This window comes from Bacillus sp. FSL L8-0152, from assembly GCF_038006365.1.
Taxonomy (GTDB): Bacteria; Bacillota; Bacilli; order Bacillales; family Bacillaceae_G; genus Bacillus_A; species Bacillus_A cereus.
On record NZ_JBBOVB010000001.1, the window covers coordinates 2388266 to 2413992 of the forward strand.

Genomic DNA, 25727 nt, shown 5'->3' on the forward strand with positions numbered 1-25727 from the left:
GAAATAATATGAATGGAATAATTGCACGTAGAAATTAACTTTACCAAAAAACGAAACAATATGCTATAAAAAATTATAAATCTTTGTCATATAACAGGAAAAAGGTTTTTGTTTCGCATATAATAAAAAGTAGACGGGCAGCAAGAGCTTTTTCATCATATTGCTTGGAAAGGCGATGAAAAGAATGGATACAGTAGATTCATTATTATTGCAACTTGAACAATATGGAGAAGAGCATGATCGAAATAAAAAAACAAGGGAAGAAAAATTACGGAATGTTTCTCGTGAGATGGGGCAATTTTTATCAATTTTAGTAAAAGGGTGTAATGCAAAAAATATCTTGGAAATTGGAACTTCTAATGGTTATTCTACATTGTGGTTAGCTAATGCGGTAGAAGAAACAAATGGAAATGTAACAACTGTAGAGCTTTCTTCAGAACGAGTTGGAGAGGCACTTGTCAATTTTGAAAAGGCAAACCTGTTACAAAGAATCGATATTCATAATCAAGAAGCCGGGGCATTTTTAGATTCGCAATTAGATCATTCATTTGATTTTATTTTCCTAGATTCAGAGCGCACGCAATACATGTGGTGGTTTGAGCATATAAAACGTATGTTACAACCAAAAGGTTTTCTTGTTGTTGATAATGCAACTTCTCATGCGAGTGAATTAGATGAGTTTATAAAAATGATTGAAGAAGATGATACGTTTGAAACGGTGTTATTAGCGTTTCAAAAGGGAGCATTTGTAGCTCGCAAAAATAAATAGAAGTGAGTGTAATAGAATTATCACATTGAAAACAGGTGAATGTCAAAAGATTGAGTGTAGCACGATTGAAAGAACGTAAATTATTTAGGAAATATATGAAGAATCCGCCTTCAGCATGTTGTTCTCTAGGTCTTAAGTCTGAGGAAAATTATGTTGATTACAGGTATACTTATAGTAAGAAACAGGGAATGACTGCATAAACAGGCATTTCTAAAAAAGTCGATTTCAAGCAGTCAGAATGTATATGAAATACGATATAATTGATGAAATATAGTGCATATAAATTCGCACATATAAATAAAGGAGCGATTTTGTTGACTGAACTCGAGAAAAAAGAACCTGTATCCATTGTGAAAGATAATAATGTAGAAGTAGTAGTTGATACAGTTATAAAAGATGCAGAATTAGAGGAACTAAATAAAGAAGCGGATCTTTATGTACAAAAGTTAAATAGCGAGCAAAATACAGATTTATCAAAAGTATTGTCTCAGCTAGGAGATTTAGGGGATAAAGAGCAACAAGCAGCAGGACAAACGTTATCAGCTTTAAAACGCCCTGTAACAGCGATGATGAATGGGAAAAATGAAGAAATTCCAAATACATTGTTAGAATTACGAAAAGTGGTATCAGAGCTTGATCCCAATTCACTTAAAGCAAGTGGTATGAAGAAAATAATGTTTAAAGTATTCAAGAAAAATCCACTTGAAACATACGTGCATAAATACCAATCTATAGATAAACAAATCGAGGAAATTATTAGATCCCTTCTAATTGGTCGTGATAACTTACAAGAGGATACAGTTGGTCTTGAAATGTTAAAAGAACAATCGCACGATAAAATTCATGCTCTTGATAAACAAGTATACTTAGGGAAAAAGCTTGCTGGCATGCTTGAAGCTGAGAAACAAAACCCAGAGCGTCAAAGGGATATTCCGTTAATTAACGATGCATTAGAAAAGATACTTGTACGTACACGTAATATGCAGCAAGCGAAAAGTGTATTATTACAATCTATAGCTTCTGTAGACATCATTAAGAAAAATAACGAAAAATTAACAGAGGCAATACGTAATGCGATTACGATGACGCAAAACGTTGTAACAGTTTCAGCTGCTATTCAGCTTGCATTAACGAATCAACGGAAAACAATTGATGCAGTAAATGCGACGAATGAAGCAATTGAATCGATGGTATTAAGTAATTCTCAAGCGTTAAAACAAAATACAGAAGAAACGACGAAATTGCTTGAAAACCCTGCTATTAGCATGGATAAATTACGTGAATCATTCCAAAATGTGTTCGCTGCAATTGAAGCATCTGAAAAATCTTCAGAACGTATTATTGAGTCAAGTAAGAAGTTCGTTATTGAACTAGACACATTTAATGATGAGATGAAGCAGAAACTCATTCAGCGTCCAAGGAAATAACTGATTATTAGAGGAGGTGAACAAATGAGTTTCATTCAAACAGTACTATTACTACTCGGTACATTGCTTTTAATAGCATTTACTGTCGTTGTTTTAGTCGTATACTTCGGGCGGAAACTGTATTTTTCATGGACGAAGCCATATAAAAGAGCGCAAGATTCTCTAGATAAGATATCAAACAAATCAATACCGTTTCTACAAGAATTTACACAACATCCACTGTTTTATCGCTGGATTCGCACCGAAGGAAAGAAAGAACAAAATACATTAAATACTCTATTTTGTACATCAGGTCAACGTACGAGAGAGCAAGTCTTCTCGATGTTACCGAAAGAAAAGCAGAAAAAAGTGCATGTAATGGCAAAAACTACGAAAAAGCTTACGAATGAAGATATTGATGTGGCTGCGATGAAAGTGAAAGATTTCTTAAGACAAGAAACGCAGCAAACTGTAAAACCGACAGACTTATCATTTTACAAATTGTATTTTTATGACCGTTATCCAGACGCATTAAATGCAATTCAAGCGTATAAACGCTCAATAAATCCTTCATTACAAAGAACGGTTGATGATATTACAATTTCAGTATTAAATGCACTTCCGTACTATCAAGAGCAACGCATGTTTGAACAACAACATAAACTTGAAACATTCTTAATGAAAGATTTAACGGCCATGTTATCGTTGGTAGTACAATTACCACCTTCACAAAGACCAGAGAAGGAAGAAGAACTGAAGATCTACTTGGAAAATTTCAAAAAAGAAATGGAAGTAGTAGAGCGAGATATTCGCGACTCGATTGATCACGATTTAAATGTGAAGATGAGAGCAGCGACTGAGAAGTTTAAGAATAAATAACAAAAAGCGCCTTAAAAGCTAAATATCACAGCTTTAAGGCGCTTTTTTTATGAGGCTTTATTTTGCTCTAACGGTAGTATGACTAGAAGCCACACTTTCATTATGCAATCGATCAACTGCAGTTACGACATACGTATACGTTTCTCCAGAAATAGCGGTTTTATCTACATAAATTTCTCCAAGTTTTGTTTTTCTTACAGTAGTAAGTAAATTTTTTGGGTTTTGTATATCCACTTCATTTTTCCCATTCGCGCGGTAAATAGCGTAATAAGCAGAATCATTATCTCTATTGTCAATGATGCCAATTGCAATACCTTCATTTCTTGGAATGGCACCTTTTAAAGTCGGTTGTTTTGGTGGATTATGATCAATCCAAGGCATAGGCGGGATTAATGCAGGGTGTTTATATATGTCTTTTGAGAGTCTATCTTTAACTCCAAGTAGATTGTTATTAATATCTTTTAAGCTAAAATGCATACTACCTTTGATTTCAGGATATAGCCGGTTTAATGCAATTTGTCTTGGATATTCTTCTGAATCAGACCAAGCAGGGACGGAGTTATTATTAATTTTATAGGCCGCTTGACCAATGTATAGGTGAATCGGTTTGTTATTTGTTTCTTTAACCCACCAATCTACTAATATGTCATATGAAGCTGGGGTGAAACCTATATTCCAATATATTTGCGGTGTAATGTAGTCAATATATCCTTTTTGTATCCACTCACGTGTGTCAGCATAAAGGTCATCATAGTTTCTTTGGCCTGCGGTTGTGTTAGAGCCAGTCGGATCGTCAGCTATATTTCTCCATACGCCGAACGGACTAATGCCAAACTTTACATATGATTTTTCTTGTTTTATAGCATTATTTAAATCTTTTACAAGTTCATTTACATTGTTACGTCGCCAATCTTCTATATTTGTAAATCTACCGTTATTATATGTTTCGTACGTTTTCTGATCTGGAAATTCTTCACCGGCTACTTTATATGGATAAAAATAATCATCCATATGCAGCGCATCAATATCGTAATTTTGTACGATTTCTAAAGCACCTTCTGTTATAAATTTTTTCACTTCTGGAATACCGGGATTGTAATATAACTTTCCGCCATAAGGGACAACCCAATTGGGATGTTGCCTTGCAGGGTGATAGTTTGATAATCGATTTATATCGGTGTGATTCATCGTTATTCGGTATGGATTAATCCAAGCGTGGAATTCTATATTTCTTTTATGAGCTTCTTCAATCATAAATGCGAGCGGGTCATAACCAGGATCTTTTCCTTGTGTACCCGTAATGTATTCAGACCAAGGACCGTAATTTGAAGGATAGAAAGCATCAGCGGTTGGTTTAATTTGTACAACAACTGTATTCATACCAGTGCTTTTTACATTGTCTAATAACCTTATAAATTCTTGCTTCTGTTTTTCAATAGGTAAGCCAGTTTTTGATGGCCAATCAATATTCAGAACTGATGCGATCCATACAGCACGTAATTCATGTTTTTTGTACGTAGTATTTACTTCAGCATAAGTAGAGTGAGGGGGAATGAAAGAGAAAGGGATGAACAAGATAACGATACAACATATCATTAATAAACGTTTAACGATCATTTATACGCCTCCCTATCATATGATTATTTAAAATAATATCTGAGGCAAGGTTGACCTTGCAATAGAGAAAATTGCATATTGAAACATTAATTTAATAGGAAAAATATTTTTAATGAAATTTACTTTCATTATAACTAAATTCATTTACTACTTCATATGCTTGTTAGTAAAGTGAAACTTCCTTTCATTTGAAGGGTAATAAATTATAAGTATAGGAGGATTAATAAATGAAGGTTTTGTTCGTCTGTTCTGGAGGAATGTCCAGTGCAATTGTTGTAAACGCTTTAAAAAAAGAAGCGGAGAAAAATGGTGTGAACATGGAAGTGCATGCAATTGGAACGAATGAGGTAGAGGAAGAAGTAAAGAATGGCTGGGATGTCGTAATGGTGGCACCTCAAATAAGACACCGATTTGATTCTGTAAAAAAATTTGCAGAGGAGGAATCTATTCCGTGTGGCATCATTCCACCGCAAGCATACACGCCACTTGGAGGCCCGACTTTATTAAAAACTGTAAATGAATTAATCAGTTAGGGGGAAGCGTTATGAATAAGTTTGTCACGTTTCTTGATAAAAACTTATCTGGCCCGATGGCAAGGCTTTCTGAGCAGAGGCATCTACAAGCAATCCGTGATGGAGTTATTTCGGCGTTACCATTTATTATAGTAGGAAGCTTCTTTTTAATAGTAGCATTTCCACCACTGCCGAAAGATAGTTTCATATCGGTTTGGGCATTAAAGAATCAAACAAGTATATTGATACCATATCGTTTAACTATGTTTATTATGTCCTTATATATAACATTTGGAATAGGATATAATTTAGCGAAAAGTTATAAATTAGATGCTTTATCAGGAGCACAGCTTGCGGTATGTTCACTACTTTTAACATTAACGCCTGAGTTAATTGATAAAAAAGGGTTCATGCTTCCGATGACAAATCTCGGAGGTCATGGATTATTTGTGACGATGATTGTTTCTATTTTATCCGTAGAGATTTTAAGATTTTGTAAGAAGAAAAATGTAATGATTAAAATGCCAGAACAAGTACCGCCATCTGTGTCGCGTTCGTTTGAAGCACTTATACCTGCTGCATTCGTTATTATTATAATGAGTCTAGTAACTGTCGTTTTTAGCATTGATTTACACCATGTTGTTGATAAATTAGCAGCACCATTAGTAAAAGCTGGGGATAGTTACTTCGGTGTAATGATTCCAGTGTTTTTAATTACGTTTTTTTGGTCATTCGGAATCCATGGTGTGTCGGTTGTTGGAACTGTTGCTCGGCCATTATGGGAAGTATACCTAGGGAAAAATGGTGAAGCAGTTGCTAGTGGAGCAGATCAGTTGCCATTTATTTCACCAGAGCCGTTATATCAATGGTTTATATGGATTGGCGGTTCTGGTGCGACGTTAGGGCTTGTATTAGCTATGATTATATTTGGTCGATCGAAATATTCGAAAGCATTATCAAGAACTTGTATTGTTCCGGGTATTTTTAATATTAATGAACCAGTCATATTCGGATTACCGATTGTACTAAATCCAATTTTAATTATCCCATTTATCATTACACCACTTGTAACAGCAACTGTTGCATATTCAGCAACTGCGATGGGATTTGTAACACCAACGCATATTATGCCGCCATGGACATTACCTGCTCCAATTGGTGCATATTTAGCAACAGGTGGAGATTGGCGTGCGATTGTATTAGTTTTTATAAATATAGCAATATCGTTCCTTATTTATTTACCATTCTTTAAAATGTACGACAAAAATATGCTTGAAATTGAAAAGAATGGTGACGGGGAATCTGTTAATCCTTAATCTGCACGCTGTTATTTTGAGTGATAGACTTTTTGTCTATCACTTCTTTCACATTAAAACTAGAAAGGGGGAAATAGAATGAATATAAAATTTAGTTATAAAGGCGTATTTTTATTATTATTTGGAGTGATTTGTGCAAATTTACTTTTTGTCCCTTTATTAGGCATGCTAAATCTATCACAAATGCATAGTATATGGCTCGTTACAAGTATTGCGGCAAGCGTTTTGCTTACGGTAGTTGTTTCTTTCATTGATGGATCGTTTGCATCGAAAGCTCAGTTGTTTTTTAGATTTATATTGTTTTCGATTGGTTGTACGTTCGTTACTTACATGATTGTTTTTTAGTAAATAGGAGGTCATGCACGTTATGTATATTGCAGGGGTAATGTCTGGTACTTCATTAGATGGAATAGATGTAGCGCTCGTTCATATAGAAGGAAGTGGTGTAGATTCTAAAATCGAACTCATCCATTTTACTACTGTTCCATTTTGTAATGATATGAAAAATGAGATCCAACAAGCGTTATCAATTGAAACTTCGAATGTCCAACTTATATGTAGTTTAAATTTTAAACTTGGTTTATGCTTCGCCAATGCTGTAAAGGAAGTTTGTAAAGAGGCCAATTTTCCTTTGAGACAATTAGATTTAATAGGCTCTCACGGACAAACGATTTATCATCAGCCAAAGCAAGAAGGTAATATTCTTTCTTCAACTTTGCAAATTGGGGAACCAGCAGTAATAGCGTATGAAACGAATACGACAGTTATTTCCAATTTTCGAACGATGGATATGGCAGCTGGAGGACAAGGTGCACCACTTGTACCATATTCAGAGATTATTTTATATCGTCACCAAACTAAAAATAGACTACTACAAAATATCGGCGGGATTGGTAATGTGACTGTAATACCAAGTCAACTAAGTGAGAAGAGCGTTATAGCATTTGATACAGGTCCAGGTAATATGGTAATGGATGAAGTATGCCAAAGGTTATTTCAGTTGTCATATGATCAAAATGGTAAGATTGCAAAACAGGGGGTAGTTGTAGAAGAAATTTTGACATATTGTATGAACCACCCATTTTTGAAAATAAATCCACCGAAATCAACAGGTAGAGAACAGTTTGGAGAAGCGTTTGTGACTGAATTATTGAATCGATTTGAAAAGCATAGTAGAGAAAATATATTGGCAACTGTCACGATGTTTACAGCAAGTTCAATTGTTCATCATTATCAGGAATTTATTTTTCCGTATTATGAAATCGATGAAGTAATATTAGGCGGGGGCGGAAGTTATAATCGTACACTTGTTGAAATGATACGATTTGGATTAAAGGAAGAAAAATGCAAAATATTTATTCAAGAAAATTTAGGCTATTCCTCAGCGGCGAAAGAAGCGATTGCCTTTGCGGTTTTAGCAAACGAAACGTATTATCGTAATCCGAGTAATGTGCCGAGCGCAACAGGTGCTAAGAATTCCGTGGTTTTAGGGAATGTAACATTCCCTCCAATATGTAAATGAAAATGAGGCGAACATATGAAGTATATGATCGGAGTAGATGGCGGGGGAACGAAGACAGAGGCAATTGCATTTGATCAAAATGGAAATGAAGTTGTAAGAGGTATGAGCAGATTTGGAAATGTATTAATAGATTTTGATGAGGCACTTTTGCATATTATGGAAGCAATTGATCAATGCCAGAAGAGTTTAATAAATGGGCATTGCGTTTGTGTTTGTTTAGGGTTAGCCGGCATAAGTGGCGCGAATACAAATGAATTAACATTACGTTTAAAAAAGAAATACGGAACAGAAATTGAAATTTTTAATGATGCAATGATTGCGCATGCAGCTGCTTTAAAAGGTAAGGATGGAATATTAACTATAGGTGGTACAGGGGCAATTTGTATCGGAAAGAAAGGAGAAGTGTATGAGTATAGCGGTGGATGGGGACATATTTTAGGTGATGAGGGGAGCGGATATTGGATTGCATTACAAGCTTTAAAGAAAATGGCAATTCAATTCGATCAAGGAATCAGTCTTTGTCCATTGAGTTTGAATATTCAAAGTCAGTTTCAACTGTTGACACCGTCTCATATAAAAAGCTTAGTATATACTTCTTCTAAAGATAAAATTGCAGCAATCGCGCCATTAGTTATTCAGGCAGCGAGAAATGGCAATGATTATGCGCATGAAATTATAATGCGAGCTGGAAAGGAATTAGCAAGAATTACGGTAGATGTTTATAACAAGATGCAATTTAAGCGCTCAACTCCAATTGCAGTAAGTGGCAGTATATTGCGTTTAGTTCCTGAAATATTTGCTGCATTTAAGAAATGCTGTGAAGAAAGTATTAAAGAAATTGTATTTGTATCACAAGCAGAAATGGCAGTGAAAGGAACATATTATTTAATGAGGGATATATATTTTTAAAAATAGCGTATGAGAATTTTTGTATGATTTGTAAAAATATGATGTTAAAATGTATAAAGGGATGTATGTTAAAACGTACAATATACGTAGTAATTGAATATTGTATATGTAATCCCATGTAGAAAGTGAATGATTACATGATTAATAGTATGCAGTTTTTATATTTGATGGCTTCTTATTTAATTGGAAACATCTTGACCGCTTATATAGTAACAAAATTGAGACATAACGTTGATATTAGGGGTGAAGGAAGCGGAAATCCTGGTGCAAGAAATATGGGGCGCGTATATGGAAAAGGGTATTTCATCGCTACATTTTTAGGTGATGCGATTAAAGGGGCAATCGTTGTTACTGTTGCAAAATATCTTTTTGAAGATCCTACATTCGTAATGTTAACATTATTGGCCGTTATTATTGGACATATTTACCCAGTTTTATTTAAAGGTAAGGGCGGTAAAGGTATTTCAACATTTATTGGAGGATTAATCGCATTTGATTATTTGATAGCGCTTACCCTCATAGGCATTTTTATTGTATTTTATTTAATATTTAAAGGATTTACGAAGCCAGGACTAATTACGATTGCTTGTTTACCAATTTGTATGATTTTTTATTCTTATTCTATTGTTACGACTATTTTAAGTGGAATGATTATTGTACTTATTCTATATGTAAATCGAGAATAAAATAAATGTTTAATAAGTGGGGATAATCTCCACTTATCATTTTTTATTAAATAGATAAAGGAGATAAGGCATGGGGTTAATTTATAAAGTTGCTGATCAAGATTGGGAATTTGAAAGTATACATAAATTAAATTATAAAACTTTTGTAGAAGAGATTCCGCAACATGAAGAAACGAAAGACCGGTTTCGTATAGATCGGTTTCATGAAGAAAATACATATTTAATTTGTTTAGATGAGGATAGATTAGTAGGTATGGTCGCGGTGCGGGGAAAACGACCATTCTCGTTAGATTATAAAATTTCAAATTTAGATGTTTATTTGCAAGAGCATGGAGAAAAAGTGTATGAAATTCGTTTACTTTCAGTAGAACGTGAATATAGGAATGGAAGAGCGTTGTTAGGATTAATCCGTTTTCTACATCGTTATTTGCTTCTAAATGGATATGAATTAGCATTCATTTCTGCAACAACACGTGAACTAGCTTTATATGAGCAAATGGGATTCAAATCTTTCCATACGTTAGTTGGTACAGAAGAAGCAGCCTTCCAGCCAATGTATGTTACCCCTGCTATGTTTGAAGAATCGAGTGTTGGAAGTATTATGACGAAAGAATACACGTTTTTACCTGGTCCAGTAGATATTGAAGAGAATGTTCGAAAGGCATTTTCTACGCGGCCTATTTCGCATCGCTCTAAGTCATTTCAAGTGACGATGGACAATGTGAAAAAACGGTTACTTCACATGACAAAAGCAAAACATGTACAGCTTATGTTAGGAACAGGGACGTTAGCAAATGATGCAATTGCTTTGCAACTACGTTCTTTAAAAGGGAAAGGACTAGTATTAACAAATGGAGAATTTGGAAATAGATTAGTTGGGCATGCAAAACGAGCACAATTACATTTTGATACGTATAAAAAGGAAATGGGAGAGCCGTTTATTTATAACGAATTAGAAGAAATAATGACAACCGGAAATTATGAATGGCTTTGGTTTGTTCATCATGAAACATCTACTGGAATGTTAAACGATTTAAACGAGCTAAATACTCTTTGTAACGAGAATCAAATGAAACTATGTGTAGATTGCATAAGCTCAATTGGAGCAATACCAATAGACTTGAAGGATGTGTATTTTGCAAGTGGTGTTAGCGGTAAAGCGATTAAATCATATACAGGAATTTCTTTCATTTTTCATAACCACATTGTAAAAATAAACGAGGCTGTGCCGGCTTATATGGACATTGGTATGTATGAAGAAAATGAAAGCATTCCATACTCACAATCATGGAATTTAATTTATGCATTGCAAGAAGCGTTGAAGAGATTTGAAGATGAAAAGGCATTTGTAAAAATTAAAGAGACATACGATTATGTTGAAGAAGTTATTACTGATATGAGCTTAAAGCTTGTTTCACCTAAAGAACATGCCGCGAAAATTATATTTACAATTCAATTAAGCGAAGGTCAGTCTTCTAAAACGGTAGGTGATGCGTTAGCTTTACAAGGATATATTGTCCATTATGAATCAGCGTATTTACAAAAGAATAACTGGATCCAAATTGCATGCCTGAATCATTATAAAGAACGTGATGTGAAGAGGATGTTAAATTGTTTGCAAATGTGTTTATTTCAGAGTGGGGTACATATATAAAGACTTTTTCTTTTCGTATAAAGGAGCTACGACTTACGAAAACTTAGGAATAGAACAGTGGAAGAGGTGTAAGTATGATAACTAGAAAACTACCATTACATATAGACGATATTAAAAAAGCTCACAAGATTCTAGATAGAAATGCTCGTAAAACGCCATTAGTAAAATCGTTTTACTTGACTAGTAAAACGGGCGGAGAAATTCATTTGAAATTAGAAAATATGCAATTAACGGGTTCTTTTAAATTTCGTGGCGCATTTAATAAAATGTCGCGGCTCACGGGTCAAGAAAAAGAAAGAGGTGTAATTGCATGTTCAGCAGGTAATCATGCACAAGGAGTTGCATTATCTGCTCATTTACTCGGTATTAAGAGTAAAATTGTTATGCCAATTTCTGCACCTCAGGCAAAAGTTGAAGCAACTAGAGGATATGGATCTGAAGTGATTTTACATGGTGAAACCTTTGATGATGCAAAGGCAAAATGTGAAGAAATTATAAGGGAAACAGGTGAGACATACTTACATCCATATGATGATGTAGAGGTAATGGCTGGTCAAGGTACAATTGGATTAGATATTCTTGATGATATGTGGGATGTAGATACTGTCATTGTACCAATAGGTGGAGGCGGAATTATTTCTGGTATTTCTGTAGCATTAAAATCTTTTAATCCATCGATTAATATAATTGGTGTCCAAGCAGATAATGTTCATGGAATGAAGGCATCTTACGATAAAGGAGCAATTGTAGAACATTATGAGGCGCCTACTATTGCAGATGGTTGCGCTGTTAAAATACCAGGGGAATTAACATTTGAAATTGTAAAAGAATTAGTAGATGATATTGTAACTGTATCAGAAAAAGAACTGGAAGTAGCGATGAAAGATTTATTACAACGTGGGAAAGCTGTTGTAGAAGGTGCAGGTGCATTAGCAACTGCTGCACTTCTTGCAGGAAAAGTTGATAGCTATATAAAAGGAAAAAAAGTAGTAGCGGTTATATCTGGTGGGAACGTAGACTTACAGCGTATATCAAGTGTATGTGAGCACTTTTTTGTCGCTAATGAAGTGAAATAGTTTTATGAAAGAAGAGCTAAGAGAAATAATCTTAGCTCTTACTTTTTGTCTACCGTTTACTGTAAGTAGCAATAAATTTACTGTTTAATGAATTGTTTTATTTAAGCGCCAATTTTTACACATATCTTGAATGTTACAATAATTATTTCAATATTGTCGAAATATAAGCAGAAATTTAATATAATAGTTTTAATGTGCTAATGAGCGGTGAGGAGGGCAGGTCATGAATAAAGAAGAACAGGTCATGAACGGTTTCAGGGAATTATATAATAAGCTGGTTTGGCTTAATAAAGATAAGATGGAAGAAGGTCTTAAAGGTTTTAAGTCTTCTGAAGTTCACTGCATTGAATATATTGAAAACAATGCAGATTCTAACGTGACACAACTCGCAGAGGCTTTTTATGTGACTCGCGGTGCTATAAGTAGAATGACTAAGAAGCTCATACAAAAAGGTTTTATTGAAAGCTACCAAAAGTCAGAAAATAAGAAAGAAATTTATTTTAGGCTTACCGAACAAGGGAAAGAAATTTATAAAATCCATGAAAATCTGCACAAAGAGTTTCATGAGCGGGATAAAGCTTTATTTGAGCAAGTAACTAAAGAAGAATTCGACAGTATAATTCGTTTCGTGGAAAAGTATAGTAGACATTTGGATGCAGAAATAAAGAAACAAGGTATACATATTAAATCGTAATACATTTTAATAATGAAATGGCAGCCCTACTCTAATGCGAATAGGCTGTTTTTTTATTATGTCATTTTTGTTGACTAATCAACAAAACGGAGTTATTATTTTGTTGACGAAGCAACAAAGTATTTTAAGGAGAAAAGTTAAATGTCTATATTTAGATCACAAAATGAAAGGGAAACTGAAAAAAGCATAGATAAACATGCTTTACTATTCGGACTTATTTCTGTATTTCTTTGTGGTATAGGTTTCAGTATCATCATGCCTGTAGTCCCATTCTTAGTACAGCCATATATAAGTAATCCGGAAGAACAAGCATTAGTTGTAACACTACTAACTTCCGTATATGCGGCTTGCGTGTTTTTAGCTGCCCCAGTACTCGGGGCTTTAAGCGATAAGTATGGCCGTCGTCCATTACTTTTAATATGCTTATTTGGTTCTGCAATTGGGTACTTAGTTTTTGGAATAGGAGGAGCTTTATGGGTACTATTTGCTGGACGCATAATAGAAGGAATAACAGGCGGGAGCATAAGTACTATCTTCGCATACTTTGCAGACATCATTCCAAAAGAGCAGAGAACGAAATACTTTGGATGGGTGAGTGCAGTTGTAGGTGCGGGAACTATCATTGGCCCAACCATTGGGGGGATACTTGCCAAGTTTGGTTATACTGTACCTATATATTTTGGTGCAATCATAACGTTAATAAATGTTGTATATGGGATCAAATATATGCCTGAGAGCCTTGAAAAAAATAATAGGTTGAAAGAGATTACTTTTGTAAGGTTAAATCCTTTTGTACAGCTAGCAAACATACTTTCCATGAAAAATTTAAAGTGGTTACTTGTCTCAGCGTTTTTACTTTGGATACCTAACGGATCTTTACAAGCAATTTTCACGCAATTTACAACGGATACTTTCAGTTGGAAACCTGCATTAATCGGACTTATGTTTTCAATTTTGGGTTTTCAAGACATTGTTTCACAAAGTTTTATCATGCCAAAGCTTTTGATCAAGCTTAGTGATAAACAAATAGCAATTCTTGGGATGGTTTCGGAGATTATAGGATACAGTTTTATTGCGGCATCAGCTTTGTTTTCACTCTATCCACTACTTATCGTTGGAATGCTGATGTATGGTTTTGGGGATTCAATTTTCGGGCCTTCATTCAACGGGATGCTTTCAAAGTCTGTTAGTTCTAGTGAACAAGGAAGGATTCAAGGTGGAAGCCAATCTATTCAAGCTTTAGCAAGAATGTTTGGTCCTATTATTGGAGGACAAATCTATGTATCACTTGGTCATGCTGCACCTGCTTTTATGGGTGTGATCCTTATAGTCGCGGCAATAGCAGTTTTGTATAAGGGGACACATGCAACTGTATAACAGATAGAAATAAGAACAAATAAAAGGGTGCCAGAACTTAGGAATAAGTGCTGACACCCTATTTGTTTACGGTTTGAGGACTAAGAGAAATTCTTTTACTGTTTAGGAATTTATTCTGCAATGCTCTCATGGTAAATGACTAGATAGTTTAATTATGCTTGTGCTGAAGTAAATAATGACTCCATCTTTACTTTGCTTTTCTCTCGAATTTCAGCATCTGCGTGTCTCATAACGTATTTATGCGCTACAGCGATTGCTAAAACATCATCTAATAAGCCAATCCCAATAATAGCAGCTATATCTGGAATGAAATCGATTGTTAATACGTAATAAGATAAAGCGGCTAATATTATGAATTTCGCTTTAGTAGGTAATTCTGTCTTTTTCATTGTGTAGAATAAAATAATACTTTCATATACGCTGGATTTACCGAGGTTTACAGAGCTTTTTCTGAACTTTTTCCAAAGTGTCTGTTTCTCCATATAAACACTCCTTTTACAAAAACATAGATTTTTTAAAAGGATGGACAAAGAAGTGAGAGATTAATCAATTTTATTGTTTTTCTTAATTATATATTTCCATAAAAATAGGGGAATACCTGTTCAAAATAATATAATTTGGATTATGAAACGATTCACAGTGTTCCGTTACATATTATATATATTGTAAGATGTATGTGGGTGATTTAGTTATTATTATGCATTTTATAAGCGGTATGGGGGAAGAAAAATGAAAATAATAGAACTACCAATTGAATTCGAATTTAACGGGCAAAAACAATGTATTTATCCAAGTTTAATTATATTACATAATGAATTAACGTTAGTTGATACAGGATATCCAAGTTTTTTACCTTTAATTGAAAATGCAATATTAAAACATGGATATGAGATGAAAAACTTAAAGAATATAATTATTACCCATTATGATGACGATCATATAGGGGCTGTATATGATTTTAAAGTGAAATATCCAAATATTAATGTTATTGCTAGTGAAATTGAATCTAACTATATTAATGGTGATATAAAATCAGAGAGGTTAGTTCAAGCTGAAGAAATGTTAGAACGTATGCCAAATGAAGAAAAAGAATTTGGCAAATGGTTTATACAACAGTTAAAAAATATAAAACATATTTCCGTCGATGAAAAAGTACATGATGGTCAAATGATTTTGAATAATGAATGTCAAGTAGTGGCAACGCCAGGACATACCTCGGGGCATATTTCATTATATTTTCCGAATTTAGACTGTGTAATTACAGGAGATGCAGCGGTTCAAGAGAATCGAGAATTAGTTATAGCTAATCCGAATTTTTGTTTAGATATAGAAAGGGCGGAACAGTCTTTAAATAGTATTAAAAGTCTTAAAGCAGCACAGTATTATTGCTATCATGGAGGAAAGCTTACTGTATAAAATAATAAAAAACCAATCTTTTTGATATAGAAAAGATTGGTTTTTTAATTCATAGATTCTGCAATTTGAATTAAATCCTTTACGTTATTTTACCTTGTATATAGCGTTTGTTACCAATTGCAATTGTATATTGAAAACCATTCTGCTGAAAGATAAGCTCATATGCTGAATCAAAATGAGGATTATATAATGCTTTTATATTATTTTTTAAGCTGTAGAACTTAGCTCCACTAGGTACATAGAAGCCTAATTTGTTTTGAACTGGTGAAACAGTGATTTTAAAAATCCCATTAATATCTTCATTGTAGTAATGGAAGCATTAATAAAATCTGAGAAAAAGCAAAAAGAATTTGTTCATCTAGTACAGGATGAATATAAAAAAAGAAGATAAGAATTTTTTTATTTTTCATATTTGGCGAAACAAATGGTACAATGAAAGCTAATGTGAAAAATAAGGAAAAGAAGTGGTCTATTTGAAAAACTTTTTAGAATTAGGAATTAGTGAAACTTTTAATCATACATTACGTGAAAATGGAATTACAGAAGCAACACCAATTCAAGAGAAGGCAATTCCAGTTATTCTGTCAGGTAAAGATATTATTGGGCAGGCGAAAACAGGAACGGGTAAAACGTTAGCATTCGTGTTACCGATTTTAGAAAAAATTGATCCAGAGTGTAGTGATGTCCAGGCTTTAATCGTTGCGCCAACAAGGGAATTAGCCCTGCAAATTACAACTGAAATTAAAAAAATGCTTGTTCAAAGAGAAGATATTAATGTACTAGCGATATATGGTGGACAAGATGTTGCGCAACAGTTGAGAAAATTAAAAGGTAATACACATATTGTTGTAGCAACACCGGGACGATTATTAGATCATATACGCCGTGAAACAATTGATTTAAGTAATCTTTCAACAATTGTATTAGATGAAGCGGATCAAATGCTTTATTTTGGTTTCTTATATGATATTGAAGATATTTTAGATGAGACACCAGGTAGTAAACAAACGATGTTATTCTCAGCAACGATGCCAAAAGATATTAAAAAATTGGCGAAGCGTTATATGGATGAACCGCAAATGATTCAAGTACAAAGTGAAGAAGTAACGGTTGATACAATTGAGCAGCGTGTCATTGAGACGACAGACCGTGCAAAGCCAGATGCACTTCGTTTTGTTATGGATCGTGATCAGCCATTTTTAGCTGTTATTTTCTGTCGTACAAAGGTTAGAGCGAGTAAGCTTTATGATAATTTAAAAGGATTAGGTTATAATTGTGCTGAACTTCATGGTGATATACCTCAAGCGAAACGTGAAAGAGTTATGAAGAGTTTCCGCGAAGCTAAAATTCAGTACTTAATCGCAACGGATGTAGCAGCTCGTGGACTTGATGTAGATGGTGTAACGCACGTATTTAACTTTGATATCCCTGAAGATGTAGAAAGTTATATTCACCGCATTGGCCGAACAGGACGTGCAGGTGGATCAGGTCTTGCAATTACGTTCGTTGCAGCGAAAGATGAAAAACATTTAGAAGAAATTGAAAAAACGCTTGGTGCACCAATACAAAGAGAAATAATCGAACAACCGAAGATAAAACGTGTAGATGAAAATGGAAAACCGGTACCAAAGCCGGCTCCGAAGAAATCAGGTCAAAATCGTCAAAGAGATAGCCGCGAAGGTTCAAGAAGTGAATCAAGACGTGATTCGAGAAATAGCTCGAGAAGTGATTCAAGAAATAGTTCTAGAAATGAAAATAACCGATCATTTAATAAGCCAAGTAATAAAAAAGGTAGTACAAAGCAAGGTCAGCAAAGACGTGGCCGTTAAATAGTTATAATTGTAAAAGAGTCGCAAAATATTGTGGCTCTTTTTTTGTTTGTATACAACAAGGATGATGGCAAGAAAAAAACAAAAATTTCATTCACCGTATTTGAAATTTATAAAGGAAATTTTATAGTCCAAAACCATTAGAGCGAGGGTATTACTATCATTCAGCAGAACACTTTGGTTAAAAAAAGGTATTGAAGCGAGCGAGTATTTTCATTACACATTCCGCAATTATCGAAATAGAACAAGAGAAGTTTATGAAGGATTAAACTCGTATTGGTGTACGATCGTTGGAAACTGGAAAACTAATTTGTTAGTTTTGATCGATGAGGAACTCGAGAAGCAACACTGCCATCCTTATGAGGAAATTGCTTACGACGATGAAGGTAATGTAGTGATAATATGCGAAATAAGAAAAAAGGACTAGCAGTCGTACCTGCCGTCCTTTAATAGGAGAAAAAGTAATCTTGTTTAGAACTACGCATAAACAGAAAATCTGCTTGTAATTAGTTTTACCCTAAATATACGTGTCTATACAAAAAAGGGATAAGTAAAAAATACTTATCCCCGGAAGGGAAATCCCAAGCACAAAAATGGCTCGTATTGGTCTGCAGGTTCAAAAGTAGTATATGTAAAACGAAAAATCTCATACAAAAAGCAGACAACGATTTTGGTTGTCTGCCAGTGAGTTCAATGAGTTAGCTAATTGTGATAATTTGCATCCCCATTGCGAGAAGAGTGAAGCTGCTAGTTCAAACAGCTTGTTGGTATTATTTTCGATTTCTTAAAAAATATACAGAGAAAGCAGATAAGTGAAGAACCTACCTGCTTTTGCTGTAACAAAAGAAAGAGGTATTAGCCGTGGACACGGCGGCTTGAAAATAGTATGTATTTTTATTTGAAAAATATTCACGGGGTGAAGAAACGTGGAATGTTTGATAAAGGTGTTTGTGAAATTAATCGGCTAATTAGTAAAACAAAATAGTTATTTGGGAGAAAGAGAAAATGAATATGAGATGAATTGAAGCTGTTGAAGAATTACTTGAAGTGATGAAAGAATGCTTTTGGAACGGAACATCTTTAAAGGGTGAAGCTAATGATTTTAATATTGTATCTTGGCTGATTGAAGAAGCGACGCGTAAAACAAAATAAAGATTTCATCTTGTAGCAATGGGGAATAGATATGTGTACTTATTGGGGGAAAGTAGATAAAGAGTTCTTTAAGAGGCAAGAACCGGAACAAAATAAAAGAGCGGCTAGCAAAAGCTAACTGCTCAATACAAGGAGATACAGAGAAGACTACTTTAAATGAATGTTGGCATACAGCCTACATACAGTATTGACCGAATATTTATTTTAAATTCGATTTATTTAAAGTAAACATTCCAACAGATAAAATGGTTGCGCCTGCTATAGAACCTAGCCAGTCTCTCCAGCCTAATGTATTTAAAGATGCATCTGTTAAATCCGTAATTAAGAAGATAGCAAACATTAATACAACAAATGCTAAGCATCCCCAAAATGTTTGCAAATATTTAATCATTTTCTTTTGGAACTTGCTCATATAAATCACCCTTATTAATAATTTATATTTTTATAAATAAATTATCGCATGTACAAAAATTAAAAGTACAAAATATGCAATATTACATATTGGAACTCAACAAAATACTCCATTGATAAGAACATAGATCGAACGGAGGGGAACCGTGTCGTATGAATCAATTGTCATTTTTTGAAGTCATCGATGTAAAGGAGATGCGCTGACTTGTGGTGAAGGAGCTGAAAAACTACAAAGTGTTGTGCGTCTGGATGAAGAATCGAGAAAAATAGGATCAAGCGGAGGGCATCGTTCTTTTCCTAAAATGAAAGATGACGATAAAAAACATGAGATACGTTTTAAACAAATTGAGCGTACGTTAAAAAATAAAAATTTATAAAGGAAATAGAAAGTAGGATGTTGTATATACAATAATAGGAAACTTTTTGCAAACTAAACATATAATTTTAATAGACCGACAGTCGGTCAGGTGGGAAGGAGAACTTGAATGCGAATTGTAAAGGAGTATGAGGAGCGTAGAAAGGAAATTTTAGAAACAGCTGAGCGTTTGTTTCTTACGAAAGGTTATACGAAAACAACCGTAAATGACATTTTAAAAGAAATAGGTATAGCAAAGGGGACGTTTTATCATTATTTTAAGTCGAAGGAGGAAGTAATGGATGAAATCATTATGAGGATTATTAAAGAGGATGTCACTAAGGCGAAAAGGATTGTCTCCAATCCCGATATCCCCGTTTTAGATAAGTTATTTAAAATTTTAATGGAACAATCACCAAAATCGGGAGATGTAAAAGAAAAAATGATTGAACAATTCCATCAACCAAATAATGCAGAAATGCATCAGAAAAGTTTAGTGCAGTCCATTATACATTTATCTCCTGTATTAACGGAAGTTTTAGAGCAAGGAATAGAAGAAGGCATATTTTGTACCTCATACCCACAAGAAACGATTGAACTGTTAATTTCCTCAGCGCAAGTCATATTTGATGATAGTTTATTCCAGTGGAAACCTGAAGAAATGATAAACAGAGCTAAAGCTTATATCAAAATGATGGAAGCATCTGTCGGAGCGAAAGAGGGATCTTTTGATTATATGATGGAAGTTTTAATTAAACAGAAATAGTGATTTTCTGTTTGAGTATTATCGACCGACAGTCGGTCTAGGTTAAATGAAGGATGTGACGAGGATGCCAGCAAGTATTCAATCTTCCTTGAAAGATTTTCACTTAATGGTAAGTGGTCAAATTATTACTATTTTAGGTTCAACACTATTACGTTTTGCTCTCTCACTATATGTGCTAGATATAACAGGGCGTGCAGATATATTCGCAGGGTTATATGCGGTAACGAGTATTCCGTTTCTGCTAGCACCTCTTGGCGGAGCAATAGCAGATCGTTTCAACCGCCGTAATGTAATGGTCATTTTTGATTTTATAAACGCTGCTATTGTATTAATTTTTATAGTTTTGTTATTAACTGAATCGGTATCTATTTTAATGATTGGAACAATTATGTTTTTACTAGCAGTCGTTAGTGCAATGTACGCACCAGTTGTAATGGCGAGTATTCCTCAATTAGTTCCAGAGAAAAAGTTAGAACAAGCAAACGGTATCGTAAATGGTGTGCAAGCATTATCTAATATAGTTGCACCTGTACTAGGAGGAATATTATACGGCATAATTGGTTTGAAAATGCTCGTAATAATAAGTTGTCTCGCTTTCTTTTTATCTGCAATTTTAGAAATGTTTATTACAATACCATTTATAAAAAGAATACAGGAAGGCCATATCGTACCGATAATTGTAAAAGATATGAAAGAAGGTTTTCTTTATGTTTTAAAGCAACCTTTTATTTTGAAGGCTATGTTACTTGCAGCTTTACTAAACTTAATTTTGACACCGTTATTTGTTGTTGGAGGACCTATTATATTACGAGTAACTATGCAGAGTAGCGATACGATGTATGGAATTGGAATGGGATTAATTGATTTTGCAACTATATTAGGTGCATTGTCAATCGGTTTCTTTGCTAAAAAGTTACAGATGAAAACATTATATAATTGGATGCTTATCATAGCTTTATTAGTAATACCAGTGGCACTATCAGTTACACCGTTTACTCTTAATTTAGGATACTATCCACCATTTATCCTCTTTATACTTTCTTCTCTTCTAATCGCAATGATTATGACAATTGTATCCATCTATGTGATTACTGTAGTCCAAAAGAAAACACCAAATGAAAATCTAGGAAAAGTAATGGCAATTATAACAGTGGTATCTCAATGTATGGCACCAATTGGGCAAGTCGTATATGGTTTTATGTTTGAAGGATTCAGTGCGAAAATTTATTTACCTATATTTGCTATTAGTTTCATAATGATAATAATAGCTATATTGACGAAGAAAATATTAAGAAATGAAGGGAACTAGCTTCATATGATTAGGAGAATGTTAAAAAGAGATTTCTCTAAAAATAAAATGATAATTATTATTTTATTTATGTTTATCAAGTTATCAAGTTTTTAATGGCTAGTGCTTCAAGTAACGTTATAAATCTATGATCGATTGTTTAAAGTATCAAGCGCACCGCACGTTGTACAGATGCATGCCGGAGAAATAAATCAAAAGTCAATAGATTCATTTGTAGAAAAAACTCCTTTTGTAAAAAAGTAGCAAACGGCAGAGATGATCCAAGTACAAGTAAACGGGTATAACATTTTTATACAAAATAAAAATAAGGCGAACATAATAGTGTAATAGATATCAGTTCCGTGAAACAAAACGCTAATTTTGATTTTTTATTAGATTTAAATAATAAAGTGATACAGATTAGTAAAAGGGAAATAGGTGTACCGATTTATTTTATGCAAAAATACAATTTGCATATTGGAGATGAAATATGGATTATAAAAAATAATATGGAACAAGAATTTACAATATCAGCATGTGTTCGTGATGTTCAAATGAATCCATCAATCGTTAGTTCAAAGCGATTTGTAATAAGCAATGAAGACTTAGAAAGATTAAAACGAAATTTGGGAAAAGAGAATATCTTATTGAATTTCAGTTAACAGATGTAAATTAGATAAATGAATTTGAAGATTTATACCAGTCATCGAACTTACCTCAAAAAGGTCCCTCTATTACTTATCCTCTTTTTAAAACACTTAATTCATTAACTGATGGAAGAATACTATCGGGAAATTAGTGTTATGAAAGCTATCGGCATTACAAGTAAAGATATTCAAAAACTATATGTAACAAAATATGTTGTTATTTCAGCTGGCGGATGTATATGTGGATATATTCTTTCACGATTTGTTACAAAAGTATTCACCTCAAATATCGCTCTTTATATGGGGGCAGGAAAAAGTGATATACGGATAGATTTACAGCAATCTGAAAATATAGAGCAACGATTTAAGGGCGTTATATCAAGAATATAAGATGTTGAGTCGAACAAACCTTGATATAACAGCGTTTGTTTGACTTATTTTTATAAAATGCAAACATTTTGCAAACATAAGTTATCCAAAGATGCTTTTACCGAAGTTTTTAACAGCTTCTTCTTGCATATTCGGTAAAATATGTGAATACACACTTAATGTCATTGAAATGTCTGTATGACCTAATCGCTCACTGATAATTTTAGGGTTAACCCCTTGTTTCAATAGTATAGTAGCGTGTGTATGTCTTAAATCATGGAATTTAATTTCTTTTATACCCGCTTTGTGTGTATCTCTAATGAAACTTTTTCTAAAATGCGCTTTTTTTATAATTCTTCTCAACTCATTACAATTAATTAAATCTTGATCTTGATAAGCAGAGCCAAACCTTAATTTCTCTTTATTAATTAAAATCTTATGTCTTTTTAAGGATTCTATAGTTTCTTTAGGTACAGGAATAGTACGCTTTGATGAATTTGTCTTTGCTGTTTTTTTGATTTTATTGTCATGGCCAGATGTTTGGTTTATTGTAACGGTGTGTTTTTCAAAATCAACGTCCTGCCATCGTAAGCCCAGAACTTCTCCCATACGCATACCTGTAGTTATTGCAAGTAGATACCCAATGTGATATCGTGATTCTTGTGAATGCAAAAGAAACTTTTTTACTTCTTCCTCTGTCCAAGTTTGGATAGAGGTTCTTTCTTTTTTCGGTATCTCAGCAAAAGCAGCCAGATTTAAAGCGCTCTTTAATATTCTATGCATAAGCAGAATAGAATTGTTTGCAATACCTTTATCTATAGCAGTTTTATAGCATTTTTGAATGTGCATAACATTTAACTTATGGAGTGCAATCATTCCAATACTAGGTATAACATGTTGGTTGATAAATGCCATATAGCCGACAAAGGTACTTCTTTCTATACTCATACTTTTAATTTCTAGCCAATGATTTAGGTAATCCTTTAATGTAACCTTAGACGGCTCTATAAAAGTCCCTTCATTCAATTCTGTAATCTTCTTTGCAACATCAGCCTGTGCTTCTTTTTTTGTCTTATATCCAGAAAACCATTTCTGTCTTCTTTTTCCTGTCTCTGGATCAGGTCCAATAACAATACAATACTTATTTCCTCTTTTTTGAATATGTCCTTTCACTTAAAACACTCCTTCATTTGTTTTGAATCATGTTGTATAAGTCTAGTTGTAATTTTGCTGCTATGAAAATTACATAGTTGGACATATCAGCGATGGATATATTTTACCATATATGAACAAATTCGGTTGTAAGATACTGCTAATTTTATATTTACAATATACTGAAAAATAAGTAATATAAATAATGGAAATATAAAATAATTTAAGGAGGAAAGAAAATGAAAAAGGTTTTTGCAGTGTTTTTTGTACTAGCATTAGCATTTATGTCTATCAATTCTTCAACAGCAATGGCTTATGGAGGTAAAGAATCGCATCTTTATCTTAGGTGGGATGATAGAATAATGAATTATGTGTTTGATACAGTACCTCTCTATAATGGTCCAGGTAACCCAAATGTAGTAGGTTATGTTGCTGATCAACCAGTTACTGTAAATCAAGCATGGTTTTTAATTAACACATCTTTAGGACCTAAGTGGATAGGCTATAATGACGATGAAACTGCACTACCAAAAAACTATTTTGCATATGACGCTAAGCTAAGAGTAACAGGGACACGCCCTTTGTATAATGGCCCGGGTAACCCAAATATAGTAGGTTATGTTGCATGGCAGGATGTTACTGTAAAACAAGCTTGGTATTTAATTGATACATCTTTAGGACAAAAATGGATAGGTTATAATTTGTAAAAAAGCGCTCATTATGAGTGCTTTTTTTGTATATATAAGTCTAGTTGTAATTTTGCTGCTATGAAAATTACATGTTTGGACATATCAGCGATGGATATATTTTACCATATATGAACAAACTCGATTATTTAAAATGTTGGTTGTTTTTTTGCAAAAGTTAATTTTATAAAAGAATTTTGTATACTTAAAACAATATTTTTATTTGGAATAGTACATCTTGTATATATCATATTTTGTACAATTGATGTTTTCTTCATTTACACATAATTTTTATTTGGAGTGACATATATGGAGAAGAAAAAGAAATGGGAAGGATTAAAAGCTAAAAATCTATCTAGTAGTTCACTGGATTCGAGTTTAATAGGACCTACATTACCACCGATTCCATCATTTACTCTACCAACGGGGGTAACAGGTCCGACAGGCCCAACGGGAGCAAGTGGAATAACAGGTCCGACAGGCCCAACGGGAGCAAGTGGAGCAACAGGTCCGACAGGCCCAACGGGAGCAAGTGGAATAACAGGTCCGACAGGCCCAACGGGAGCAAGTGGGGCAACAGGTCCGACGGGACCAACGGGAGTAACCGGAGTAACGGGTCCTTCAGGAGGCCCGGCAGGACCAACAGGACCAACAGGTCCTTCAGGGGGGTCAATAGGCCCAACGGGAGCAACAGGGTTTGAATCTGCATTCAGAGCTTTCAAATCTATTGATCAGTCCGTTACTGCTAATACACTGTCTATAGTAACATTTGAAACTACACAATTCGATTTAAATGGTGAATATGATGGTGTATCAACATTTATACCGCAACAAGATGGAGTATATTCAATTATTACTACTATAATTTTTAGTCCTACTGATGATACTCTAAATTATGTGACGGAAGTATTTATAACAGTTAACAGTGCTTTAATAGCGGGGGATGATAGCTTTTTTGGTGGAAATACTGGGCTTTTAAATGCGGTAACAGTTTCTACCATTGTACAATTGAATGCAGGGGATATGGTGCAAGTTCAAGCCGGTAGTACCATAGATGGCGTTATTGCATCTCCGCTTCTTACAAATTTTCAAGCTGCGAGGTTTCCATCACCAGTTCCCAATACACTTTTCTTGTTAAAGAATTTATCTGCAGATTGGAGTAAAAGGCCGTTTAGTAGAAAAACATAATTATGTTCATTTTAAAAATAGCGTGAAGAAAATGATGAATTTAAATTAATT

24 protein-coding genes and 2 pseudogenes are annotated in these 25727 nt (G+C 33.9%); 21 read left to right on the forward strand and 5 right to left on the reverse strand.

Translation table 11 applies throughout. The annotated features are described in order from the left end of the window. Window positions 1-175 precede the first annotated feature (175 nt). The 3 genes from MHH27_RS12145 (at window position 176) to MHH27_RS12155 (ending at window position 3054) form a co-directional block, all read left to right on the forward strand. Window positions 176-769: an O-methyltransferase gene (locus MHH27_RS12145; RefSeq protein ID WP_002094007.1), complete on the forward strand. Its 594-nt coding sequence runs from the start codon at window positions 176-178 to the stop codon at window positions 767-769. A 314-nt stretch (window positions 770-1083) separates the two neighbouring features. Then, window positions 1084-2196, forward strand: coding sequence for a toxic anion resistance protein (locus tag MHH27_RS12150; protein ID WP_000137396.1), 1113 nt, complete (start codon window positions 1084-1086; stop codon window positions 2194-2196). Window positions 2197-2220: 24 nt separating this feature from the next. Further along, window positions 2221-3054 carry a DUF3974 domain-containing protein gene (locus MHH27_RS12155; RefSeq protein WP_000008373.1) on the forward strand — a complete coding sequence of 278 codons (834 nt, stop codon included), beginning with the start codon at window positions 2221-2223 and terminating at the stop codon, window positions 3052-3054. Between the two features lie 57 nt (window positions 3055-3111). On the opposite strand, the gene MHH27_RS12160 is transcribed toward MHH27_RS12155, so the two are convergent. After that, a complete protein-coding gene (locus MHH27_RS12160; protein WP_340942658.1) occupies window positions 3112-4671 on the reverse strand; it encodes a glycoside hydrolase family 10 protein in 1560 nt (519 codons plus the stop codon). 227 nt (window positions 4672-4898) lie between these two features. On the opposite strand from MHH27_RS12160, the gene MHH27_RS12165 reads away from it, so the two are divergent. The 10 genes from MHH27_RS12165 (at window position 4899) to MHH27_RS12210 (ending at window position 14417) form a co-directional block, all read left to right on the forward strand. Next, window positions 4899-5204 carry a PTS sugar transporter subunit IIB gene (locus MHH27_RS12165; protein WP_000865907.1) on the forward strand — a complete coding sequence of 102 codons (306 nt, stop codon included), beginning with the start codon at window positions 4899-4901 and terminating at the stop codon, window positions 5202-5204. 11 nt (window positions 5205-5215) lie between these two features. Further along, a complete protein-coding gene (locus MHH27_RS12170) occupies window positions 5216-6499 on the forward strand; it encodes a PTS sugar transporter subunit IIC (RefSeq protein ID WP_340942660.1) in 1284 nt (427 codons plus the stop codon). Window positions 6500-6577: 78 nt separating this feature from the next. After that, complete coding sequence (locus tag MHH27_RS12175) at window positions 6578-6844, forward strand: hypothetical protein (RefSeq protein WP_001021963.1); 267 nt, start codon at window positions 6578-6580, stop codon at window positions 6842-6844. Between the two features lie 22 nt (window positions 6845-6866). Beyond that, on the forward strand, window positions 6867-8021 hold the full coding sequence (anmK, locus tag MHH27_RS12180) for an anhydro-N-acetylmuramic acid kinase AnmK (RefSeq protein WP_044307164.1): 1155 nt from the start codon (window positions 6867-6869) through the stop codon (window positions 8019-8021). 15 nt (window positions 8022-8036) lie between these two features. Then, window positions 8037-8930 carry a BadF/BadG/BcrA/BcrD ATPase family protein gene (locus MHH27_RS12185; protein ID WP_000876626.1) on the forward strand — a complete coding sequence of 298 codons (894 nt, stop codon included), beginning with the start codon at window positions 8037-8039 and terminating at the stop codon, window positions 8928-8930. A 137-nt stretch (window positions 8931-9067) separates the two neighbouring features. Continuing rightward, window positions 9068-9616 (forward strand): glycerol-3-phosphate 1-O-acyltransferase PlsY, encoded by a 549-nt coding sequence (gene plsY / locus MHH27_RS12190; RefSeq protein WP_000610838.1) that lies wholly within the window; start codon window positions 9068-9070, stop codon window positions 9614-9616. Between the two features lie 70 nt (window positions 9617-9686). Then, window positions 9687-11270 carry an aminotransferase class V-fold PLP-dependent enzyme gene (locus tag MHH27_RS12195; RefSeq protein ID WP_340942662.1) on the forward strand — a complete coding sequence of 528 codons (1584 nt, stop codon included), beginning with the start codon at window positions 9687-9689 and terminating at the stop codon, window positions 11268-11270. A gap of 74 nt (window positions 11271-11344) precedes the next feature. Continuing rightward, window positions 11345-12346: a bifunctional threonine ammonia-lyase/L-serine ammonia-lyase TdcB gene (gene tdcB / locus MHH27_RS12200; RefSeq protein ID WP_090976568.1), complete on the forward strand. Its 1002-nt coding sequence runs from the start codon at window positions 11345-11347 to the stop codon at window positions 12344-12346. 223 nt (window positions 12347-12569) lie between these two features. Then, window positions 12570-13040 carry a MarR family transcriptional regulator gene (locus MHH27_RS12205; RefSeq protein ID WP_340942664.1) on the forward strand — a complete coding sequence of 157 codons (471 nt, stop codon included), beginning with the start codon at window positions 12570-12572 and terminating at the stop codon, window positions 13038-13040. Between the two features lie 141 nt (window positions 13041-13181). Next, the gene (locus MHH27_RS12210; RefSeq protein ID WP_340942666.1) at window positions 13182-14417 is read left to right on the forward strand and encodes an MFS transporter; all 1236 of its coding nucleotides are present in this window, start codon (window positions 13182-13184) and stop codon (window positions 14415-14417) included. Window positions 14418-14569: 152 nt separating this feature from the next. On the opposite strand, the gene MHH27_RS12215 is transcribed toward MHH27_RS12210, so the two are convergent. After that, window positions 14570-14899 (reverse strand): YkvA family protein, encoded by a 330-nt coding sequence (locus MHH27_RS12215; RefSeq protein WP_340942669.1) that lies wholly within the window; start codon window positions 14897-14899, stop codon window positions 14570-14572. Window positions 14900-15146: 247 nt separating this feature from the next. Here MHH27_RS12215 and MHH27_RS12220 point away from each other — a divergent pair, with 247 nt between their 5' ends. Continuing rightward, window positions 15147-15833 (forward strand): MBL fold metallo-hydrolase, encoded by a 687-nt coding sequence (locus tag MHH27_RS12220; protein WP_089170985.1) that lies wholly within the window; start codon window positions 15147-15149, stop codon window positions 15831-15833. Between the two features lie 44 nt (window positions 15834-15877). Here the strand turns inward: MHH27_RS12220 and MHH27_RS12225 are convergent. Continuing rightward, a pseudogene (locus tag MHH27_RS12225) lies at window positions 15878-16143 on the reverse strand (hypothetical protein); the annotation flags it as partial. Between the two features lie 154 nt (window positions 16144-16297). Here MHH27_RS12225 and MHH27_RS12230 point away from each other — a divergent pair. Then, window positions 16298-17662 carry a DEAD/DEAH box helicase gene (locus tag MHH27_RS12230; protein ID WP_002182751.1) on the forward strand — a complete coding sequence of 455 codons (1365 nt, stop codon included), beginning with the start codon at window positions 16298-16300 and terminating at the stop codon, window positions 17660-17662. A 1351-nt stretch (window positions 17663-19013) separates the two neighbouring features. On the opposite strand, the gene MHH27_RS12235 is transcribed toward MHH27_RS12230, so the two are convergent. Continuing rightward, window positions 19014-19226, reverse strand: coding sequence for a hypothetical protein (locus MHH27_RS12235; protein ID WP_340942673.1), 213 nt, complete (start codon window positions 19224-19226; stop codon window positions 19014-19016). 238 nt (window positions 19227-19464) lie between these two features. Here MHH27_RS12235 and MHH27_RS12240 point away from each other — a divergent pair, with 238 nt between their 5' ends. The 4 genes and pseudogenes from MHH27_RS12240 to MHH27_RS12255 form a co-directional block, all read left to right on the forward strand. Continuing rightward, window positions 19465-19602 carry a hypothetical protein gene (locus MHH27_RS12240; protein WP_002041130.1) on the forward strand — a complete coding sequence of 46 codons (138 nt, stop codon included), beginning with the start codon at window positions 19465-19467 and terminating at the stop codon, window positions 19600-19602. A 108-nt stretch (window positions 19603-19710) separates the two neighbouring features. Next, window positions 19711-20346, forward strand: coding sequence for a TetR/AcrR family transcriptional regulator (locus MHH27_RS12245; protein ID WP_048558446.1), 636 nt, complete (start codon window positions 19711-19713; stop codon window positions 20344-20346). Window positions 20347-20410: 64 nt separating this feature from the next. Continuing rightward, entirely contained in the window at window positions 20411-21655 is a 1245-nt protein-coding gene (locus MHH27_RS12250; protein ID WP_141541758.1) for an MFS transporter, read from the forward strand. A 6-nt stretch (window positions 21656-21661) separates the two neighbouring features. Then, window positions 21662-22605 (forward strand): annotated as a pseudogene (locus tag MHH27_RS12255) (ABC transporter permease); the annotation flags it as partial. 147 nt (window positions 22606-22752) lie between these two features. Here the strand turns inward: MHH27_RS12255 and MHH27_RS12260 are convergent. Beyond that, window positions 22753-23823 (reverse strand): site-specific integrase, encoded by a 1071-nt coding sequence (locus MHH27_RS12260; protein WP_340942679.1) that lies wholly within the window; start codon window positions 23821-23823, stop codon window positions 22753-22755. A gap of 218 nt (window positions 23824-24041) precedes the next feature. Here MHH27_RS12260 and MHH27_RS12265 point away from each other — a divergent pair, with 218 nt between their 5' ends. Both MHH27_RS12265 and MHH27_RS12270 read left to right on the forward strand, forming a co-directional pair. Next, entirely contained in the window at window positions 24042-24509 is a 468-nt protein-coding gene (locus tag MHH27_RS12265) for a hypothetical protein (protein ID WP_340942682.1), read from the forward strand. Between the two features lie 288 nt (window positions 24510-24797). Further along, window positions 24798-25676: an exosporium leader peptide-containing protein gene (locus MHH27_RS12270; RefSeq protein WP_340942686.1), complete on the forward strand. Its 879-nt coding sequence runs from the start codon at window positions 24798-24800 to the stop codon at window positions 25674-25676. Window positions 25677-25727: the final 51 nt, after the last annotated feature.

Excerpts from the sequence above, each read along its gene's own strand:
- MHH27_RS12145 (WP_002094007.1), top strand. The coding sequence starts at position 176 with ATGAAAAGAATGGATACAGTAGATTCATTATTATTGCAACTTGAACAA.
- MHH27_RS12155 (WP_000008373.1), top strand. The coding sequence starts at position 2,221 with ATGAGTTTCATTCAAACAGTACTATTACTACTCGGTACATTGCTTTTA.
- MHH27_RS12160 (WP_340942658.1), bottom strand. The coding sequence starts at position 4,671 with ATGATCGTTAAACGTTTATTAATGATATGTTGTATCGTTATCTTGTTC.
- MHH27_RS12165 (WP_000865907.1), top strand. The coding sequence starts at position 4,899 with ATGAAGGTTTTGTTCGTCTGTTCTGGAGGAATGTCCAGTGCAATTGTT.
- MHH27_RS12170 (WP_340942660.1), top strand. The coding sequence starts at position 5,216 with ATGAATAAGTTTGTCACGTTTCTTGATAAAAACTTATCTGGCCCGATG.
- MHH27_RS12175 (WP_001021963.1), top strand. The coding sequence starts at position 6,578 with ATGAATATAAAATTTAGTTATAAAGGCGTATTTTTATTATTATTTGGA.
- anmK (WP_044307164.1), top strand. The coding sequence starts at position 6,867 with ATGTATATTGCAGGGGTAATGTCTGGTACTTCATTAGATGGAATAGAT.
- MHH27_RS12185 (WP_000876626.1), top strand. The coding sequence starts at position 8,037 with ATGAAGTATATGATCGGAGTAGATGGCGGGGGAACGAAGACAGAGGCA.
- plsY (WP_000610838.1), top strand. The coding sequence starts at position 9,068 with ATGATTAATAGTATGCAGTTTTTATATTTGATGGCTTCTTATTTAATT.
- MHH27_RS12195 (WP_340942662.1), top strand. The coding sequence starts at position 9,687 with ATGGGGTTAATTTATAAAGTTGCTGATCAAGATTGGGAATTTGAAAGT.
- tdcB (WP_090976568.1), top strand. The coding sequence starts at position 11,345 with ATGATAACTAGAAAACTACCATTACATATAGACGATATTAAAAAAGCT.
- MHH27_RS12205 (WP_340942664.1), top strand. The coding sequence starts at position 12,570 with ATGAATAAAGAAGAACAGGTCATGAACGGTTTCAGGGAATTATATAAT.
- MHH27_RS12210 (WP_340942666.1), top strand. The coding sequence starts at position 13,182 with ATGTCTATATTTAGATCACAAAATGAAAGGGAAACTGAAAAAAGCATA.
- MHH27_RS12215 (WP_340942669.1), bottom strand. The coding sequence starts at position 14,899 with ATGGAGAAACAGACACTTTGGAAAAAGTTCAGAAAAAGCTCTGTAAAC.
- MHH27_RS12220 (WP_089170985.1), top strand. The coding sequence starts at position 15,147 with ATGAAAATAATAGAACTACCAATTGAATTCGAATTTAACGGGCAAAAA.
- MHH27_RS12235 (WP_340942673.1), bottom strand. The coding sequence starts at position 19,226 with ATGAGCAAGTTCCAAAAGAAAATGATTAAATATTTGCAAACATTTTGG.
- MHH27_RS12245 (WP_048558446.1), top strand. The coding sequence starts at position 19,711 with ATGCGAATTGTAAAGGAGTATGAGGAGCGTAGAAAGGAAATTTTAGAA.
- MHH27_RS12250 (WP_141541758.1), top strand. The coding sequence starts at position 20,411 with ATGCCAGCAAGTATTCAATCTTCCTTGAAAGATTTTCACTTAATGGTA.
- MHH27_RS12265 (WP_340942682.1), top strand. The coding sequence starts at position 24,042 with ATGAAAAAGGTTTTTGCAGTGTTTTTTGTACTAGCATTAGCATTTATG.
- MHH27_RS12270 (WP_340942686.1), top strand. The coding sequence starts at position 24,798 with ATGGAGAAGAAAAAGAAATGGGAAGGATTAAAAGCTAAAAATCTATCT.